The following is a 17,156-nucleotide window of genomic DNA, read 5'->3' on the forward strand; positions in this document are numbered from 1 at the left end:
CTAGCTCGCCGTGGTTGTCTGAACGTAGCGCGCAGCGCGCAGTGAGTTCCACGGCGCACCCCGCAACCGCCCCGACGCAGGTTTGCCCCTTCGCACCGCGAAGGGGTCGCAGACTTGGGGTCGCCTTCTCTTTGGTGACTTTCTCTTGGCGAACCAAGAGAAAGTTACCGCGCCGCCGGGCGCGCACCCCGGCCCCCGCCCTCAACACAGGCACGCCGCCTCATCAGCGAGCTCGCGAGCAGCGCCCAGGTTTCGACAAGCTCAACCCGAACGGACAGTGATGACGGACAACGGCTTCGACAAGCTCAGCCCGAACGGCCTGGGGTGCGACAGACCCAGGTTTCCCCCCACATCAGACCGCGCTGAAATCAGGCTTGCGCTTCTCCATAAACGCAGAAAACGCCTCCCGCGCCGCCGGCTCACGCAGCATGCGCCCAAAGCTCTCACCTTCCTCAGCCATCACCTCCAGTACCTTCGCCGTCTGCCCACCCTTCATCAACCGCTTCGTCTCGATCAACGAAGACAACGGCTTGGCCGCCAACTTGCGCGCCTGCGCCTGCGCCACCCCATTGCACTCGGTGGGCGGCACCACGCGGTTCACCAGCCCCACCTCGAGCGCAGCCTCGGCCATGAAAGGCTCGCCCAACAGCAGCGCTTCAGCCGCACGGTGATACCCCAGCATCTGCGGCACCAGCAGGCTCGATGCGGCCTCGGGGCACAGGCCCAGGTTGACGAACGGCATGGAGAACGCCGCGTTGTCGCCCGCATAGACCAGGTCGCAATGGAACAGCATCGTCGTGCCGATGCCCACGGCCGGGCCGCAGACGGAGGCGATCACGGGCTTGGGAAAGGACGCGATGCCGCGCAGAAAACGGAACACGGGCGAGTCCTGCGTGGCCGGGGGCTGCTGCAGAAAGTCGCCGATGTCGTTGCCCGCGCTGAAGATCGCCACGTCGCCCTGGAACACCACCACGCGCACGCTGGCGTCGGCCTGGGCGGCGTCCAGCGCGTCCGCCATGGCGGCGTACATGTCGCGCGTGATGGAGTTCTTCTTGTCCACGCGGTTGAAAGTGATGGTGGTCACACCGGCTTCGGTGTGGGCGAGGATGTCGGGGGTCGCAGTGCTCATGGTGCTCTTATTCCTTGTAGTAAACGATCTGGTGGCTGGTGGCCAGCATGGTGCCGGCCTCGTTCCACAGCTGCACGGTCTGGTCGAAGAAGCCGTTGCGAAACTCCTGCCCGCGCGCCTGGCCGAGCAAAAAGCCGGTGCCCGTGGCCTGCAGTTGTTCGGCCGTGGCATGGAAGTACACGGTGATGGACACGGTGCCCGCAGGCACCTGGCGCGCACGGCGCAACCACACGCGGGGGAAGAACACATCGGCCAGCGCGGCCAGTGCGCAGAAGTCGAGGGCGCGCGGGGGCGCATCGCGCATCCACAGCTGCGTCAGGCTGTGGTCGCCGCTGCCGTCCCAGGTGCGCGGGATGAAGCCGGTGATGGGGCGCATCTCATAACGGTTGAGCCATTCCACAGCGCCCGGCGGCGCGACGATGGCCTGGTGGTCGGTGGGCCGGGGCACCTCGGGCATGGGCACGTCGCCCACGCTCCAGGTCTCGCGGCGCACGGCCGTGACGGCGGTGGCCGTGGTGGCGACCACCGGGGCGCCGTCGGCGTCGGGCTGCAGGATGGACAGCGTCCAGTGCTGCGTGGAGCGGTTGGTGCGCACCGGCACGGCCTGCACGGTGAACGCGCCGGCCGTCAAGGCCCCTGCGTAGTTGACGGTGAGCGACAGCGGATCACCCAGGCGCTGGGGGTGCTGCAGGATGGCCTGCAGCAGCGTGGCCGCGGTGATCCCGCCGAACGGGCCCACCATGTTCCAGTAGCCCGGGTGCGTCGTGCCTTCGTACTGGCCGGCAGCGATCGCCGCCGCGGCAGATTCGGATGCCGACGAAGACGATGACGAAGGCGAAGGGGAAGACGACACAGGCTGGGGCGGCGCATCGGCTGCGCGCCGCAGCTGCAGCGCTTCGTCCAGCGGGTGCGGTAGGGATGTGGATGCGGAAGTCATGCTGCGAGTGTGCCGCCAAATGAAGACTCAGATCGTCGTGCCGGCGACTGCCGCAGCAGCAGCTGCGGCCTCTCCGCCCAAAGGCCCGCCCGCCGCCCCACCCAGTGCCGAGAATGCAGCGGCAGCGCGCGGCCACAGGCTCTGGCGGAACTGGTCGCGGAAGAACCCGAAGTGCCCGATGCGCCGCACCTGCACATCGGAGGGCGTAATGCTCTCCACGCGGCGCTCGGTGTTGGCGTACAGGTTGACGAGGTTGTGCGTGCCGCGCAGCGTCATCAGCTCGTCGTCGGCCATCGACAGGGCCAGCACCGGAAAGCGCACCGCGCCATAGCTTTGCGCCACCGCGGGCCCTTCGGCGCCCACGCTGTAGGCCGGGTGCAGGCACCAGCGCCGCCACTGCAGGATCACGCCCGCTGGCAGGTCGCCCACCTTCTTGAGCGTGCGCCCCGGAAAGTACCCGCACAGCCGCGTGGCCAGGGGCACCAGCACCCACCAGAAATATGGAACGATGCGCTTGAGCTGCGGTGCGTTGTCGCGCCAGTAGCCGCTGCCCGCAGCCACGCTGAGCAGGCCCGCCACCTGCTCGGGCTTCTGGAGCAGCCCCGGCAACTGCGCGCCCAGGCTGTGGCCCAGCAGGTACAACGGCTGCGCGGGCAGCGCAGCCTTGGCCGCAGAGATCACGGCCTCGTAGTCCTGCGCCCAATCGAACAGGTCGGCCTTCACATCGCGCATGGCGCCCTGCAGCGAATCGCCATGCCCCCGATAGTCGAACGTGGTGACCCGAAACCCCTGCTGCGACAACCACAGCGCAAAGCCTTCATAGAACGACTGCCGCACCCCCATCGCCCCACCGATCACGACGCTGGCGCGCGGCGGTGCGCCCTCGGGCTCATAGACGCGCAGTGCCAGCGGCACGGCACCTTGGCTGGCCTGCAAGGTTTGCTTGTTGATCATGTCTGTCTCCTTGTTTCGAAACCGATCTGCGCCGGCTTGAAGAAAAGAAACTATCGCTGAGGGCTGGGCACTGGCTTCGACAGGCTCGGCCCGAACGGGTGGGGGTCCGGTGCCCAGGCTTCGACAAGCTCAGCCCGAACGGGTGGGACTCGTGGACTGGCTTCGACAGGCTCAGCCCGAACGGGCGGGGGCGGGTCAGGTTCTCGGTCACGGTCCCGGTCGAGGTCGAGATGAGACCATCCAAAATCTTCCTGCCCCGTGCCCCTTGACTTCCCACCCCGCCCTCCAGGGCGTAGCGAGCGGGATCAGCTGCTAGGCGGACGGAGCACAGGAACCGGAACGTACTTGAAGTACGTGAGGATTCCGAGCACCGCCCAACGACGCAGATGACCCGCGCAGTAGCCAACCCCCTACAACGCCTCGATGATGCCGGCGGCGCCTTGTCCTGTCCCTACGCACATGGTGACCATGCCGTACTTCAGCTTGTGCCTGCGCAGCGCATGCACCACCGTCGCCGCGCGGATCGCGCCCGTGGCGCCCAGAGGGTGGCCCAGCGCAATCGCGCCGCCCATCGGGTTCACGCGGCTCGGGTCCAGCCCCAGCGTGTTGATCACCGCGAGCGACTGCGCCGCAAAGGCTTCGTTCAGTTCGAACCAGCCGATGTCTTCATGCTTCAAGCCCGCATACCGCAGCGCCGCAGGAATCGCCTCGATGGGGCCGATGCCCATGATTTCGGGCGGCACGCCGCGGGCGGCGTAGCTCACGAAGCGGGCCAGGGGCGTGAGGCCGAATTGCTTGACCGCCTTTTCGCTGGCCACGATGAGCGCACCGGCGCCGTCGCTGGTCTGCGAGCTGTTGCCTGCCGTGACGCTGCCGCGTGCGGCGAACACGGGCCTGAGCTTGGCCAGTCCTTCGAGGGAGGTGTCGGGGCGCGGGCCTTCGTCCAGGCTCACGGTGCGGCGCTTTTCCACCACTTCGCCAGTGGCCAGGTTGGGCGAACGCTCCACGACCTCGAAGGGCGTGATTTCGTCGGTGAACTCACCGGCCTTTTGCGCCTTGATGGCGCGCAGGTGGGATTCGAGCGCGAAGGCATCCTGTGCCTCGCGGCTGATCTTCCACTGCTGCGCGACCTTCTCGGCCGTGAGGCCCATGCCGTAGGCGATGCCCACGTTCTCGTCGCGCGCAAAGATCTCGGCGTTGAACGATGGCTTGTTGCCGCCCATGGGCACGAGGCTCATGGACTCGGCGCCGCCGGCGATCAGCACGTCGGCCTCGCCCACGCGGATGCGGTCGGCGGCCATCTGCAGCGCGGTGATGCCCGATGCGCAAAAACGGTTCACGGTCACGCCGCCCACGGGGTGGTCGAACGCCAGGCCCACGGCGATGCGGGCCATGTTCATGCCCTGCTCGCCTTCGGGAAAGGAGCAGCCGATGATGGCGTCCTCGATCGCCTTGGGGTCCAGCGTGGGGACCTGGGTCATCGCGCTCTTGATGGCGGCGACCAGCAGGTCATCGGGGCGGGTGTTCTTGAAATAGCCGCGGCCCGAGCGCCCGATGGGGGTGCGCGTGGCAGCGACGATGTAGGCGTCCTGGACTTGTTTTTGAGCCATGGTGTTGAAACTCCTTCAATGCTTGGCGGGGCGGCTGGAAGGAATCCAGGCCCACGTAAATACACATTCGACCGGCTCCACGCCGGCGTCGTCGGTCACGGTGACCGCGACCTGCACCTCGCCCTTGTCGCTGGCCTGCATGGCGGCGCGCTGCTCGGCGGTCAGCGTGGCCACGGCTTTGAGGCCGCCCGTGGCGCGCTTCTTGAACGCCATGGACAGCTCCTTGGCCAGCGGGATGCAGTCGTCGCGCACGTTCATGCCGACCACCATGCCCGTGGCCGTCTCGGCCAGCAGGTTCATGGCCGAGGCGTGCACGCCGCCGATGTGGTTCTGCACGCGGTGCTCATTGGCAAGGCGCACTTCCACACGCTCGGGCGTGAGCGACACGAACTTCACCCCGGCCGTGCCGGTGAAGGGCACGGCCCGGCGCAGGATGATGTTCTGCACGAAGCCGCGCATGAAGGCGGGTGCCTCGTCCAGGCGCATCAGCGAGCGCTGGAGTTTGTTGGGGGCGTGGTCCGTCATGGTGATGGCGGTCAGTTGCGAACAGGCTTGCCTGTCGAGAGCATGCCCAGGATGCGCTCGTGCGTCTTGGGCTGGGCGATCAGGTGGCAGAACGCCTTGCGCTCCAGCGTGAGCAAGTATTCCTCGCTCACCAGGGCACCGGCATCCACGTCGCCGCCACAGACCACCTCGGCGATCATGGTGCTGACCTTGAAGTCGTAGGCGCTGATGAAGCCGCCGTCGCGCATGTTCACGAGCTGCGCCTTGATGGTGGCCAGGCCGCTGCGGCCCGCCACGGGGAACAGGCGCTTGTGCGGGGCGCGCCAGCCGCTGGCGGCCATGGACTTGGCTTCGTTGACGGCCACGAACAGCAGTTCGTCCTTGTGCGGGACGATGATGTCGGACTCCAGCAGGTAGCCGAGCTTGCGCGATTCGAGCGCGCTGGTGCCCACCTTGGCCATCGCGGCGGCGGTGAAGCCTTCGGTCAGGAAGGGCAGGATGTCCTTGCCGGTAGAGGCCGCCATGTTCTCGGCGGCGCGGCGCGCGATGTAGGTCAGGCCGCCCGCGCCGGGCACCAGGCCCACGCCGACTTCCACCAGGCCGATATAGCTTTCCATGTGGGCCACGCGCTTGGCGGAGTACACAGCCAGCTCGCAGCCGCCACCCAGCGCCATGCCGTGGATGGCAGCGACGACGGGCACCTGCGCGTAGCGGATGCGCAGCATCAGGTTCTGCAGTTCCTGCTCGATGCTTTCGACCGCATCGGCACCGCCGACCATGAAGGCGGGCATGGTGGCTTCCAGGTCCGCGCCCACGCTGAACGGGGCGTCGCCGGACCAGATGACCATGCCTTGGTATTCGGCCTCGGCCAGCTCCACGGCTTCGGTCAGGGCTTCCATCACTTCGGGGCTGATGGCGTGCATCTTGTTCTTGATGCTGGCGATCAGTATCTGGCCGTCGAGCGTCCAGGTGCGCAGGGCTTTCGATTCGGCAATGGTCGTGCCGGCGGTGCGCCAGTCGGGCAGGTTGGTCTCGCCCAGCAGCGTCTCGGGGAAGATCTGGCGCTCGTACACGGGCAGCTGGCGGCGGGGCACGAACTTGCTTTGCGATGCGCTCCACGAGCCTTGCGCGGTGTGCACGCCACCGGCTTCGGCCACGGGGCCCTTGAAGACCCACTCGGGCAGCGGCGCCTTGGACAGCGCCTTGCCGGCGTCGATGTCTTCCTGGATCATCTTCGCCACCTCGAGCCAGCCGGCCTCTTGCCAGAGCTCGAAGGGGCCCTGCTTCATGCCGAAGCCCCAGCGCATGGCCTGGTCCACGTCGCGTGCGTTGTCGGCAATGGTGCCCAGGTGCACGGCGGCGTAGTGAAAGCCGTTGCGCAGGATGGCCCACAGGAACTGGCCGGGTGCGCCTTCTGCGTTGCGCAAGAGCTTCAGGCGCTCGGCCGCCGGCTTCTTGAGCATGCGGCTGTACACCTCGTCGGCCTTCTGGCCGCCGGGCACGTACTCTTCGGCTTCCAGATCGAAGCGCATCACGTCGCGGCCGACCTTCTTGTAGAAACCGGCCTTGGCCTTCTGGCCGAGGTGGCCCAGTTCCATCAGCTTCTTGAGCACGGCGGGCGTGCCAAAGCTTTCGTAGAACGGATCGGTCTCGATGCTCAGGTTGTCCTGCAGCGTCTTGATCACGTGGGCCATGGTATCGAGGCCCACCACGTCGGCGGTGCGGAAGGTGCCGCTCGATGCGCGGCCGAGCTTCTTGCCCGTGAGGTCGTCCACCACGTCGAAAGTCAGGCCGAAGTTCTCGACCTCTTTCATGGTGGCCAGCATGCCGGCGATGCCCACGCGGTTGGCCACGAAGTTGGGGGTGTCGTGCGCGCGCACCACGCCCTTGCCCAGGCCGCTGGTGACAAAGGCTTCGAGCTGGTCGAGGACTTCGGGCTGGGTGGTGGGGGTGTTGATCAGCTCCACCAGCGTCATGTAGCGCGGGGGGTTGAAGAAGTGGATGCCGCAAAAGCGCGGCTTGATGCTCTCGGGCAGCACTTCAGACAGCTTGGTGATCGACAGGCCGAGGTGTTGGACGCCAGGATGGCGTGCTTGGCCACGTGGGGCGCGATCTTGGTGTACAGGTCGAGCTTCCAGTCCATGCGCTCGGCAATCGCCTCGATCACGAGGTCGCATTCCTTGAGCAGGTGCAGGTGCTCTTCGTAGTTGGCCTGCTGGATCAGCGCCGCGTCGTCGGCCACGCCCAGGGGCGCTGGCTTGAGCTTCTTGAGGCCTTCGACGGCCTTGGTGACGATGCCGTTCTTCGGGCCTTCCTTGGCGGGCAGGTCGAACAGCACCACCGGCACCTTGACGTTGACCAGGTGCGCAGCGATCTGCGCGCCCATCACGCCTGCGCCGAGCACGGCGACTTTTTTCACTTGGAATCTGGACATGGTTTGTGTCATTTCAAAACCGTTCGGGCTGAGCCTGTCGAAGCCTTGGCGGGGAGGTGGCCACCAGGCCCTGGGGCCAAGCTCAGGGCGAACGGAGTGTTGATAGGGGTTGGCGCTTACTGGACCCGGATCCAGGTCTGCGAGCGGCCGAAGGGGCCGATGGAGCCGCGCACTTCGAGCTTCTTGCCGCCCTCGATGGGCGTCATGCGCAGGGTGTAGTTGCGGCCGTTCTCGGGGTCGAGGATCTTGCCGCCCTCCCACACTTCCTTGCCGTCGGCCTTCTTGGCGCCGCGGATGATCTCGAGCCCCAGGATGGGCTTGCCCTTGCGGTCGTCCGAGCATTCGTCGCAGACGTCGTCAGGCTTGGCGTCCTTGGTGAGGCGCTTTTCCAGCGCCCCGTTCAGCACGCCGCCGCCGATGTCGCGGATGCGGATCTCGGCCTTGGCTTCACCGGTCTTGTCGTCGATGTTGCGCCACAGGCCTTCGGGCGTCATCTGCGCCCAGGCCGGCAAGGCACCCGCTACCAAAATAATAGCTGCTACCGCTTTATACATAAGCGCTCCGTGGCAAAAAGGCTGAAGATCCGCAGGGAACGGTGTGGTGACTGGGGAGATCAGGCCAGGGCCAGGTCCGTGTCCATCAGCACCTTGCTGCCAGCGCGGGCGGTGCGCATCAGCGTCGCGGTCTCGGGGAAGAGCTTGGCGAAGTAGAAGCGGGCCGTCTGCAGCTTGGCGCCGTAGAAGGGGTCGGTGTTGCCGGCGGCGATCTCGCGCAGCGCGACCTGGGCCATGCGGGCGAACAGGTAACCGAACACCAGGTGGCCGGCCACGCGCAGGTAGTCCACGGCGGCGGCGCCCACTTCGTCGGGGTTCTGCATGCCCTTGAAGCCGATCTCGGTGGTGAACTTGGTCATCTGGTCGCCCAGCATGGCCACGGGGTTGATGAACTCGGCCATCTTCTCGTTCACGCCTTCTTCTTCCACCAACTTGCCGATCAGCTTGCCCAGCTTCTTGAGCGTGGCGCCGTTGTTGCCCAGGATCTTGCGGCCCAGCAGGTCCAGCGACTGGATGGTGTTGGTGCCTTCATAGATCATGTTGATGCGGTTGTCGCGCACGTACTGCTCCATGCCCCATTCCTTGATGAAGCCGTGGCCGCCGAAGACCTGCATGCACGCGTTGGTGCTGATGTGGCCGTTGTCGGTGATGAAGGCCTTCACGATGGGGGTGAGCAGCGCCACCATCTCTTCGGATTCGGCACGCACCTTTTCATCGGGGTGGCTGTGCACCTTGTCCAGCAGCAGCGTGCAGAAGATCTGCAGCGCGCGGCCGCCTTCGGCGTAGGCCTTGGCGGTGAGCAGCATCTTGCGCACGTCGGGGTGCACGATGATGGGGTCGGCGTCCTTGTCCTTGGCCTTCACGCCCGAAAGGCTGCGCATCTGGATGCGGTCCTTGGCGTAGGCCAGCGCGTTCTGGTAGGCCACTTCGGTCAGGCCCAGCGACTGGTTGCCCACGCCCAGGCGGGCGGCGTTCATCATCACGAACATGGCAGCGAGGCCCTTGTTGGGCTGGCCCACCATGGTGCCGATGGCGCCGTCGATGGCGATCTGCGCGGTGGCGTTGCCGTGGATGCCCATCTTGTGCTCCAGGCCCGTGCAGTAGATGGGGTTGCGGTCGCCCAGCGAGCCGTCGGCATTGATGTTGAACTTGGGCACGACGAACAGGCTGATGCCCTTGCTGCCCTTGGGCGCATCGGGCAGGCGGGCCAGCACCAGGTGCACGATGTTGGCGGTCATGTCGTGTTCGCCGGCGCTGATGAAGATCTTGTTGCCGGTGATCTTGTAGGTGCCGTCGGCCTGGGGCTCGGCCTTGGTGCGCAACAGGCCCAGGTCGGTGCCGCAATGGGGTTCGGTCAGGCACATGGTGCCGGTCCACTCGCCGCTGGTCAGCTTGGGCAGGTACAGGGCCTTTTGCTCTTCGGTGCCGTGGGCGTGCAGGGCTTCGTACGCACCGTGCGACAGGCCGGGGTACATGGTCCAGGCCTGGTTGGCCGAGTTCATCATTTCGTACAGGCACTGGTTCAGCACGAAGGGCAGGCCCTGGCCGCCATAGGCGGGGTCGCACGACAGCGCCGCCCAGCCGCCTTCGACGTACTTGGCGTAGGCGTCCTTGAAGCCCGACGGGGGCTTGACCTCGTGCGTGGCCTTGTCGAGCACGCAGCCTTCGGTGTCGCCGCTGATGTTGAGCGGGAAGGTCACTTCGGCGGCGAACTTGCCGGCTTCTTCGATCACGGCGTTGATGGTGTCCACATCCACCTCGGCATGGGGTGGCATTGCCTTGAATTCATCACTGACCTTGAGCACTTCGTGCATGACGAATTGCATGTCGCGCAGTGGCGGCGTGTAGATAGGCATGGGGTTTACTCCTTGGATGTGGTGGTTTGGTTGGAAACTTTGCGGCGCTTGGCGGCGGCAGGGGTGGCTGCAGGCGCGGCGGCGGCCGGCGAAGGGGACGGGGCGCTGCTGTAGCGCGCCAGGATGTTGTGAAAGCCCTGCACCGCCCGGCCCATGGAGCCGGGGGTCTGCAGGAAGCGCGCTTCGTAGTGCAGCGCGAGGATGAGGCCGTGGATCTCGAACAGCATCTGCTCGGCATCGGTATCCACGCGCAATTCGCCCAGGCCCTTGCACTGCTCGATGGCGCGGCGCATGGCGGCGTGCCAGGTCAGCACCGAGCTGGCCAGCGCGTCGCGCACGGGGCCGGTGCGGTCGTCGAACTCGACCGCGCCGCTGATGTAGATGCAGCCCGAGTCGATTTCGATGGAGGTGCGCTTCATCCAGTTGTCGAACAGGGCCGACAGGCGCGCCACGCCGCGCTCGGCGGACATGGCGGGGTAGAACACTTCCTGCTCGAAGCGGGTGTGGTATTCGCGGATCACCGAGATCTGCAGCTCTTCGCGTGAGCCAAAATGGGCGAACACGCCGGACTTGCTCATGCCCGTGACGTCGGCCAGGGCCCCGATGGACAGGCCCTCCAGCCCGATGTGCGTGGCCAGGCCCAGCGCCGCCTCGACGATGGCCGCCTTGGTTTGCTGGCCCTTTTGCAGGGCACGGCCGGTGCTGCTGCGGGCACGCGGGCTGCGGGTGGCCTGGCTGGATTCGGAGGTGGCGGGCATGCTGGCAAATAAAAACGAACGTTCGTTCTATTCTGCAGCAATTTCAGGGCACCGCCAAAACCCCTGGAAAAAATAGGGAGGGGTACCCAAACGGGCGTTGCAGGGGCGCCACCCGCAAGGCGGGGGCGCGCTGCCCTGCTCTTCTGCTCTGGACCATCGAGCCTTCTGACAGATCCTGTCGTTGGCTCAACCGCTTGGCTGCCCATGCCCTCGTGCTGGCATCGCCGCCGGCAGCGCCCGCCGCTTCGCCCTGACAGCCGGGTAGCCGGGTAGCCGGGTAGCCGGGTAGCCGGGCCCGCCTTACAGGATGAGCGCCAGGCTGGCTTCCAGGTGCTCCGACGGCAGGCGCTTGAAGCCCGAGCGCGCGTAGCGCTGCAGGCGCCCCACGGCAAAGGCGGTGAGCACGCTGGCGGCCACCTGCGCATCCACCGTGGGCGTGGACGACCCTGCAGTCGTGGGCCGCAGGCACTGGCGCAGGGTGGATTCGATGCGGTCGAAGAACTGGTTCATGCGCTGCTGCAGGCGCTCGTGCTCGAACACCAGGGCGTCGCCCACCATCACGCGCACCATGCCAGGGTTGCGCTCGCCGAACTGCAGCAGCAGGCCCACGATGCGCGCCGCCTGGCGTGCGCCGACTTCGGGCGACTGCTCGGGGTCGGGCACCTCGCGGCCGGTGATCTGCGTCACCAGGGTGAACACGGTCTGCTCGATGAAGTCGATGAGCCCCTCGAACATCTGCGCCTTGCTGGCGAAGTGGCGGTACAGCGCGGCCTCGCTCACCGACAGGCGGGCGGCCAGGGCGGCAGTGGTGATGCGCTCCGCGCCCGGCTGCTCCAGCATGGCGGCCAGCGCCTGCAGGATCTGCACGCGGCGCTCGCCCGGCTTGGGGCGCTTGCGCGCCGCGGGGGCAGCCTCCGCGTCGTCGGTGGAGACTGGCTCGGGCAGGGGCGAGAGTTCGGACATGCGGGGCAGGCGCTCAGGTAGGGCCCTGCGTCACCAGCCGCCATGCCGTGGGCATCGCGGGTGGGCAGCAGGACAGGGATCCACAGGGCTTGTGCAAGCGTCGGGGCAGTGGTGCCGCCCCACATGGCGCCAGCGAGGGCCGGCGCCATGTTTGCACAAGTCAATCTTGTATGTAAATGATTCTCGCACAGGGCTTTGCACCCCGGACTGCCTGCCGTGGCTACAGCGGGAACACCACCGTGACGAGCAGTCCGTGGCCTTGCGCACCCGTGCCCAGCGTGAGGGAGGCGCGGTGTACGCGGGCGATCTCGTCCGCGATGGCCAGCCCCAGGCCCGTGCCCTCCCCCACCGTGCCGGGCACGCGGTAAAAGCGCTGCATGACGCGGGCACGCTCGGCCTCGGGCACGCCGGGGCCGTCGTCCTCGACCTCCAGGAACACGCGGGGCGGCCCGGTGCGCCCCTGGCGCATGCCGCAGCGGATGGTCGCGATGCCGCCCGCGGGCGTGTACTTGATGGCGTTGTCCACCAGGTTGGACAAGAGCTCGCGCAGCAGCCAGCCGTGGCCGGTGACGTGCACCGGCTGCACCTCCAGGCCCAGGTCCAGGCCCTTGCCCGTGGCGGGGTCGAGAAAGGTTTCGAGCAGGGTTTCGCACAGGTCTTTCAGGTCCACCCGCTGCGTCTGCTGGGCGTCCAGGCTGCGCGCATCGGCCCGCGACAGGGCGAGCAGCTGGTGCGCCAACTGCGAGGTGCGGCGCGTGGCGTTGCGCAGCTTCTCGATCTGGTCTACTCCTAAAACAATAGCGCCTTGCGCCCGCCCATCGTGCGGTAGCGCCGTTTTTCCATCCAAATCCGGCAGCGAGACGCGCGGCGGCGCTGCCGCCTTGGCCATCATGGCCCAGGCCTCCACCTGGGCCTGCAGGCCGGCCAGGGGCGTGCGCAGCTGGTGCGCCGCGTCGGCCACGAAGCGGCGCTGCCCTTCGGCCTGGGCGTTGACCAGCGCGAACAGCCGGTTGAGCGAGTGCACGAGCGGGCGCACTTCGGCCGGGGACGCGGCTTCGTCGATGGGGCTCAGGTCGCGGGGGGAGCGGTCCTCCACCGCTTCGGCCAGGTCCACCAGCGGCTTGAAGGCGCGGCCCACGGCCCAGTGGATGGCCAGCGCCGCCGCGGCCACCAGCACCAGGTTGGGCAGCAGGACGCGCAGCAGCAATTGCTGGGCCCACTGCTGGCGTGGGTCGGAGCCGTCGGCCAGGGCCACCACCAGCTCGCCCGCGCCGGTGCGCCCGCGCTGCACGGCCACGCGGTAGGTCACGCCGCCGAATTCCACGCTGTGGAACTCGGGCGCCTGCGTGGTGGGCACGGCGCTGTGCACCCAGTCGTCGCCCAGCAAAAGCTTGCCCGACGGATCGCGCACGCTGTAGCCCGAGAAGCCGGCGTTCTGGCGCAGGAAGTCCTCTACCGGCGGCGCGAGCAGCAGCAGGGGCGGTTCGTTGTCGCGGATGGCCGGGGCCAGCACCGAGTCGGACAGCGCGGGCAGCAGGCGCAGCAGGCGCTGGTCGTGCCGGTTGGCGGCATCGTCGGCCGAGCGGTAGTCCAGCCACACGCCGGCCATGGCCAGCAGGCACAGCGGCAGCACCAGCAGCAGCAGCAGCCGGTTGCGCAGGTCCGAGGTCATGGCGCGCAGGCCGGGCCGCTGCGAAGGGGTGGACCGGGGTGGTGTCGGCGTCATGGCGGGAGCAGACGGCAGATGGACGGGCTGGCAGGCTGGCCGATGGACGGACTGGCCGTGGGTCTGGTGGGCCGATGGGGGCCGGTCAGGCCGCCTGCAGCTCCAGCCGGTAGCCGAACCCGCGGATCGAGCGCAGCGCCACGCCGTGCGGCTCCAGCTTGCCGCGCAGGCGGGAGACGTAGACCTCCACCGCGTTGGGCGTGATCTCCTTGTCCCAGCCGGTCAATGCCTGCAGCAGCTTGTCCTTGCTGGCGGGCTTGGGGGCGTTGATGAGCAGGTATTCGAGCACGGTCCACTCGCGGGGGCCGAGCTCGATGACCAGATCGCCATCGCCCGCGCGCACCGTGGCGCGGCGGCCCGCGGTGTCGAGCTCGAGCGGGCCGAAGCTGAGCACCGCCGTGGTGGCGGCCTGCGAGCGGCGCAGCAGGGCCCGCAGGCGGGCCAGCAGCTCGGGCAGCTCGAAGGGCTTGACCATGTAGTCGTCGGCCCCCAGGTCCAGGCCCTGGACGCGGTCGTGCAGGGCATCACGCGCGGTGAGGATCAGCACCGGCATCGACGGGCTGGCCATGTCGGGGCGGCGCAGGCGGCGGGTGAGTTCCAGGCCGTCCATGGCGGGCAGGCCGATGTCGATGATGGCTGCGTCGAACGATTCGGTGCGCAGCACTTCTTCAGCGCGCTCGCCACTGCCCACCCAGTCCACCGCGTAGCCTGCGTCCGACAGGCCCAGCTTGATGCCGCTGGCGACCATGACGTCGTCCTCGACGAGCAGCAGCCTCACGCCTGCGCTCCCTGGTGGCCCACCGGAAGATGACCGCCGCCCGGCATCATCATGGCCTCAGTGCGAGCGGATCATCGTGCCGTAGGCCTGATCCGTGAGGATCTCCAGCAGCATGGCATGGGGGACCCGGCCGTCGATGATGTGCACGGCGTGCACGCCGGCCTTGGCGGCATCGAGCGCGCCGGCGATCTTGGGCAGCATGCCGCCCGAGATGGTGCCGTCCGCGAACAGCGCGTCGATCTCGCGCGCCGTGAGGTCGGTCAGCAGGTTGCCCTGCTTGTCCAGCACGCCGGGCGTATTGGTCAGGAGCATGAGCTTTTCAGCCTGCAGCACGGTGGCGAGCTTGCTGGCCACCACGTCGGCGTTGATGTTGTAGCTCTCGTTGTTCTCGCCGAAGCCGATGGGGCTGATGACGGGAATGAACGCGTCGTCCTGCAGCGCCTTGACCACGCTGGGGTCGATGGAGACGATGTCCCCCACCTGGCCCACGTCGTGCTCGATGGCCGGGTTCTTGTTGTCCACCATCTTGAGTTTTTGCGCGCGGATCATGCCGCCGTCGCGCCCGGTCAGGCCCACGGCCTTGCCGCCGGCCTGGTTGATCAGGCCCACGATGTCCTGCTGCACCTCGCCGGCCAGCACCCACTCGACCACTTCCATGGTCTCGGCATCGGTCACGCGCATGCCCTGGATGAACTCGCCCTTTTTGCCCAGGCGGTTCAGGGCCGTCTCGATCTGCGGGCCGCCGCCGTGCACGACCACGGGGTTCATGCCCACGAGCTTGAGCAGCACCACGTCTTCGGCGAAGTCCGCCTGCAGGGCCGGGTCGGTCATGGCGTTGCCGCCGTACTTGATGACCATGGTCTTGCCATGGAACTTGCGGATGTAAGGCAGCGCCTGGGCCAGGATTTCAGCCTTGTCGCGTGGAGCAATCGAAAGAAGGTCGGTCATGGAGGCGTGCCATCCGCAAGAAGAAAATGTGAAGCGCAAATTGTGCCGCATTCGCGGCGCGGCCCGCTACCGCAGTGCGTGCACCGGTCTCAGTGCCGCAGCCAGTGCGGCACCTTGAAGCGCACGATGGCCATGTAGGCCATCACATAGCTGATCACGAACAGGCCGCAAAACGCCATGAGCAGCGGTGTATTGCTCCAGAACAGCACGGCCGGCACCACGGTCAGCAGGGTGAAGCCCCACAGGTAGGGCGAGGTGCGGTTGTTGCGCATGAGCATGCGGCGGGACTCGTCGTCATGGAACACGCCGCGCACGATGCGCCGGTAAATGAGTTGGTGAAAGTGCAGTGCGTCGGCCACCCCGGGCGACACGCCCCGCACCGCCTTGCGGTAGATGGAAAACACCGTCTCCCACACCGGATAGATCAGCAGCAGCATGGGGAACCAGGGCGACACATCGGTATTGCGCTGCACCAGCGAGATGCTGGCCAGCGCGATCACCACGCCCCACACGTACGCCCCGCCGTCCCCGGCGAACACCATGCCGCGCGGGTAGTTCCACACCAGGAACCCGCCCGTGGCGGCCGCGGTGGACACCAGCAGCGCCGCCAGGGCGCGGTCGCCCACCTGCAAGGCGACGTGCGCCAGCGCCAGGCACACGATGAGCGCCACCATGCCCGCCAGGCCGTTGTAGCCGTCGATGATGTTGAACGCGTGGGGCAGGCCTGCGACGGCGAGCACCACGATGCACCAGCCGATCCAGGGAGCCATGGCCATCCAGCCATCGAGCCACGGCCAGCCCACGCTGGGCAGGGTCAAATCCAGCAGAAAGATGGCCAGCACGCCGGATGCGCCGGTCAGGGCCAGCCTGTAGCGCACCGACAGCCGCTGGGTCATGTCTTCGGCAATGCCGCCCAGCGCAGCCGGCAGCAGTGTCAACAGCCAGGCGCCGACCCAGCTGCCCAGCCGCAGCGAGCCAGGGTCGCCCCAGCCCAGCGACTGCCACACGCCCAGTCCCCAGCTGACGACCATTCCGATCAGCAGCGCAGCGCCGCCGATGCGGGGCACGTCACCCAGATGAAACCGCTGCGGCATGCCCTCGCCATAGACGAGCGCGTGCTCATTCCCCCATCGAACGATGAGCCCTGCAGCCAGCGCCGCCACCAGAAAACCGACTACAGACAACCAAATCATGGGGTGCCGATGGTACCTTTGATACCTGGGGCCCCAGTTAGCAACTGTTGCGCCTGCCGATACACGGGCGACATCCACAGCCGAAACAGGCTGCGAACATGCCAGGCCAGGTGGTCGAGCCGGCGGCCGCTGGCCCGCTGGCCCGCATGCACGATCTCCACCGGCGCCTTGATCAGCGCCCCCCCGGCCAGCCGCAGCCTGAGGCAAAAATCCACGTCTTCGCAGTACATGAAGTAGCGCTCGTCGAAGCCGGCCAGCTCACGCCAGACAGATGTCGGCAGCAGAAGACATGCCGCGTTGACCCAATCGACGCGCTGCTCCGTGCGGCCCAGCAAACGCCGGCGCAACAGCGCCCAGGGGGACGGTAGTTCGCGCTCGCTATCCTGCACACGGCCGCTCTCGTTGACCTGGATGGGGTACGCGCAGCCTGCCGCGTGCCCGGCCAGCGCATTGACCAGGGGCACAAACGGATCATCGCCCAGCACCACATCGGGGTTGAGCACGCACACGAAGGCTTCCTGCGCCGATGCCAGCGCCTGGTTGTGGTTGGCACCGAACCCGATGGGCACGGCATTGCGGACGATGTCGAGCGCAAAAGGGAACCCACCTGCCGGCCGCTGCGGCTCAGCCTCAGGAAGATTGAGTGTGAGCACAACCCTCGATACCACCGGGGAATTCAGGCGGGCCAGGGCCACCAGCAATGCCTGAATCTGCACGCCATGGGCATGGCTGACGATGGACACAACGACGGTGGGTGAAGGGCGGGGAGCAATCAGTGGCACCCCGGTATTGTCGTTCGGATACTGCCATAG

Annotated in this window: 14 protein-coding genes and 1 pseudogene; all 15 read right to left on the reverse strand. The window is 67.3% G+C overall.

Features of this window, described 5'->3' with window-relative positions; translation table 11 throughout:
* Positions 1–352: 352 nt before the first annotated feature.
* The 15 genes and pseudogenes from ACIGHN_RS21705 to ACIGHN_RS21775 all read right to left on the reverse strand — a co-directional run bounded on the left by ACIGHN_RS21705 (position 353) and on the right by ACIGHN_RS21775 (position 17,087).
* Positions 353–1,129: an enoyl-CoA hydratase gene (locus ACIGHN_RS21705; protein ID WP_056164012.1), complete on the reverse strand. Its 777-nt coding sequence runs from the start codon at positions 1,127–1,129 to the stop codon at positions 353–355.
* A gap of 7 nt (positions 1,130–1,136) precedes the next feature.
* Positions 1,137–2,066, reverse strand: coding sequence for an acyl-CoA thioesterase (locus tag ACIGHN_RS21710; RefSeq protein WP_396505999.1), 930 nt, complete (start codon positions 2,064–2,066; stop codon positions 1,137–1,139).
* Positions 2,067–2,093: 27 nt separating this feature from the next.
* The gene (locus ACIGHN_RS21715; RefSeq protein WP_396506000.1) at positions 2,094–3,020 is read right to left on the reverse strand and encodes an alpha/beta fold hydrolase; all 927 of its coding nucleotides are present in this window, start codon (positions 3,018–3,020) and stop codon (positions 2,094–2,096) included.
* A 410-nt stretch (positions 3,021–3,430) separates the two neighbouring features.
* A complete protein-coding gene (locus tag ACIGHN_RS21720) occupies positions 3,431–4,630 on the reverse strand; it encodes an acetyl-CoA C-acyltransferase (RefSeq protein WP_056413886.1) in 1,200 nt (399 codons plus the stop codon).
* A gap of 15 nt (positions 4,631–4,645) precedes the next feature.
* The gene (locus ACIGHN_RS21725) at positions 4,646–5,155 is read right to left on the reverse strand and encodes a DUF4442 domain-containing protein (RefSeq protein ID WP_056164018.1); all 510 of its coding nucleotides are present in this window, start codon (positions 5,153–5,155) and stop codon (positions 4,646–4,648) included.
* Between the two features lie 11 nt (positions 5,156–5,166).
* A pseudogene (locus ACIGHN_RS21730) lies at positions 5,167–7,568 on the reverse strand (3-hydroxyacyl-CoA dehydrogenase NAD-binding domain-containing protein).
* A 116-nt stretch (positions 7,569–7,684) separates the two neighbouring features.
* A complete protein-coding gene (locus ACIGHN_RS21735) occupies positions 7,685–8,122 on the reverse strand; it encodes a DUF2147 domain-containing protein (RefSeq protein ID WP_056422334.1) in 438 nt (145 codons plus the stop codon).
* Positions 8,123–8,181: 59 nt separating this feature from the next.
* Positions 8,182–9,978 carry an acyl-CoA dehydrogenase C-terminal domain-containing protein gene (locus ACIGHN_RS21740; RefSeq protein ID WP_056413892.1) on the reverse strand — a complete coding sequence of 599 codons (1,797 nt, stop codon included), beginning with the start codon at positions 9,976–9,978 and terminating at the stop codon, positions 8,182–8,184.
* Between the two features lie 5 nt (positions 9,979–9,983).
* Complete coding sequence (locus ACIGHN_RS21745) at positions 9,984–10,736, reverse strand: TetR/AcrR family transcriptional regulator (RefSeq protein ID WP_396506003.1); 753 nt, start codon at positions 10,734–10,736, stop codon at positions 9,984–9,986.
* Positions 10,737–11,036: 300 nt separating this feature from the next.
* Positions 11,037–11,699, reverse strand: coding sequence for a nucleoid occlusion factor SlmA (gene slmA / locus ACIGHN_RS21750; protein ID WP_396506005.1), 663 nt, complete (start codon positions 11,697–11,699; stop codon positions 11,037–11,039).
* Between the two features lie 220 nt (positions 11,700–11,919).
* Positions 11,920–13,371 carry an ATP-binding protein gene (locus tag ACIGHN_RS21755; protein ID WP_396506156.1) on the reverse strand — a complete coding sequence of 484 codons (1,452 nt, stop codon included), beginning with the start codon at positions 13,369–13,371 and terminating at the stop codon, positions 11,920–11,922.
* Positions 13,372–13,510: 139 nt separating this feature from the next.
* A complete protein-coding gene (locus ACIGHN_RS21760) occupies positions 13,511–14,203 on the reverse strand; it encodes a response regulator transcription factor (protein WP_056164036.1) in 693 nt (230 codons plus the stop codon).
* Between the two features lie 57 nt (positions 14,204–14,260).
* Positions 14,261–15,151 carry an acetylglutamate kinase gene (argB, locus tag ACIGHN_RS21765; protein WP_056164040.1) on the reverse strand — a complete coding sequence of 297 codons (891 nt, stop codon included), beginning with the start codon at positions 15,149–15,151 and terminating at the stop codon, positions 14,261–14,263.
* 89 nt (positions 15,152–15,240) lie between these two features.
* Positions 15,241–16,344 carry a glycosyltransferase gene (locus tag ACIGHN_RS21770; protein ID WP_056413904.1) on the reverse strand — a complete coding sequence of 368 codons (1,104 nt, stop codon included), beginning with the start codon at positions 16,342–16,344 and terminating at the stop codon, positions 15,241–15,243.
* Complete coding sequence (locus tag ACIGHN_RS21775) at positions 16,341–17,087, reverse strand: glycosyl transferase (protein ID WP_396506006.1); 747 nt, start codon at positions 17,085–17,087, stop codon at positions 16,341–16,343. The genes ACIGHN_RS21770 and ACIGHN_RS21775 overlap by 4 nt, the downstream gene beginning before the upstream one ends.
* Between the last annotated feature and the right edge of the window lie 69 nt (positions 17,088–17,156).

The sequence above is a fragment of the Acidovorax sp. NPDC077693 genome, assembly GCF_044542805.1.
Classification (GTDB): domain Bacteria; phylum Pseudomonadota; class Gammaproteobacteria; order Burkholderiales; family Burkholderiaceae_C; genus Acidovorax.

Excerpts from the sequence above, each read along its gene's own strand:
- ACIGHN_RS21705 (WP_056164012.1), bottom strand. The coding sequence starts at position 1,129 with ATGAGCACTGCGACCCCCGACATCCTCGCCCACACCGAAGCCGGTGTG.
- ACIGHN_RS21710 (WP_396505999.1), bottom strand. The coding sequence starts at position 2,066 with ATGACTTCCGCATCCACATCCCTACCGCACCCGCTGGACGAAGCGCTG.
- ACIGHN_RS21715 (WP_396506000.1), bottom strand. The coding sequence starts at position 3,020 with ATGATCAACAAGCAAACCTTGCAGGCCAGCCAAGGTGCCGTGCCGCTG.
- ACIGHN_RS21720 (WP_056413886.1), bottom strand. The coding sequence starts at position 4,630 with ATGGCTCAAAAACAAGTCCAGGACGCCTACATCGTCGCTGCCACGCGC.
- ACIGHN_RS21725 (WP_056164018.1), bottom strand. The coding sequence starts at position 5,155 with ATGACGGACCACGCCCCCAACAAACTCCAGCGCTCGCTGATGCGCCTG.
- ACIGHN_RS21735 (WP_056422334.1), bottom strand. The coding sequence starts at position 8,122 with ATGTATAAAGCGGTAGCAGCTATTATTTTGGTAGCGGGTGCCTTGCCG.
- ACIGHN_RS21740 (WP_056413892.1), bottom strand. The coding sequence starts at position 9,978 with ATGCCTATCTACACGCCGCCACTGCGCGACATGCAATTCGTCATGCAC.
- ACIGHN_RS21745 (WP_396506003.1), bottom strand. The coding sequence starts at position 10,736 with ATGCCCGCCACCTCCGAATCCAGCCAGGCCACCCGCAGCCCGCGTGCC.
- slmA (WP_396506005.1), bottom strand. The coding sequence starts at position 11,699 with ATGTCCGAACTCTCGCCCCTGCCCGAGCCAGTCTCCACCGACGACGCG.
- ACIGHN_RS21755 (WP_396506156.1), bottom strand. The coding sequence starts at position 13,371 with ATGACCTCGGACCTGCGCAACCGGCTGCTGCTGCTGCTGGTGCTGCCG.
- argB (WP_056164040.1), bottom strand. The coding sequence starts at position 15,151 with ATGACCGACCTTCTTTCGATTGCTCCACGCGACAAGGCTGAAATCCTG.
- ACIGHN_RS21770 (WP_056413904.1), bottom strand. The coding sequence starts at position 16,344 with ATGATTTGGTTGTCTGTAGTCGGTTTTCTGGTGGCGGCGCTGGCTGCA.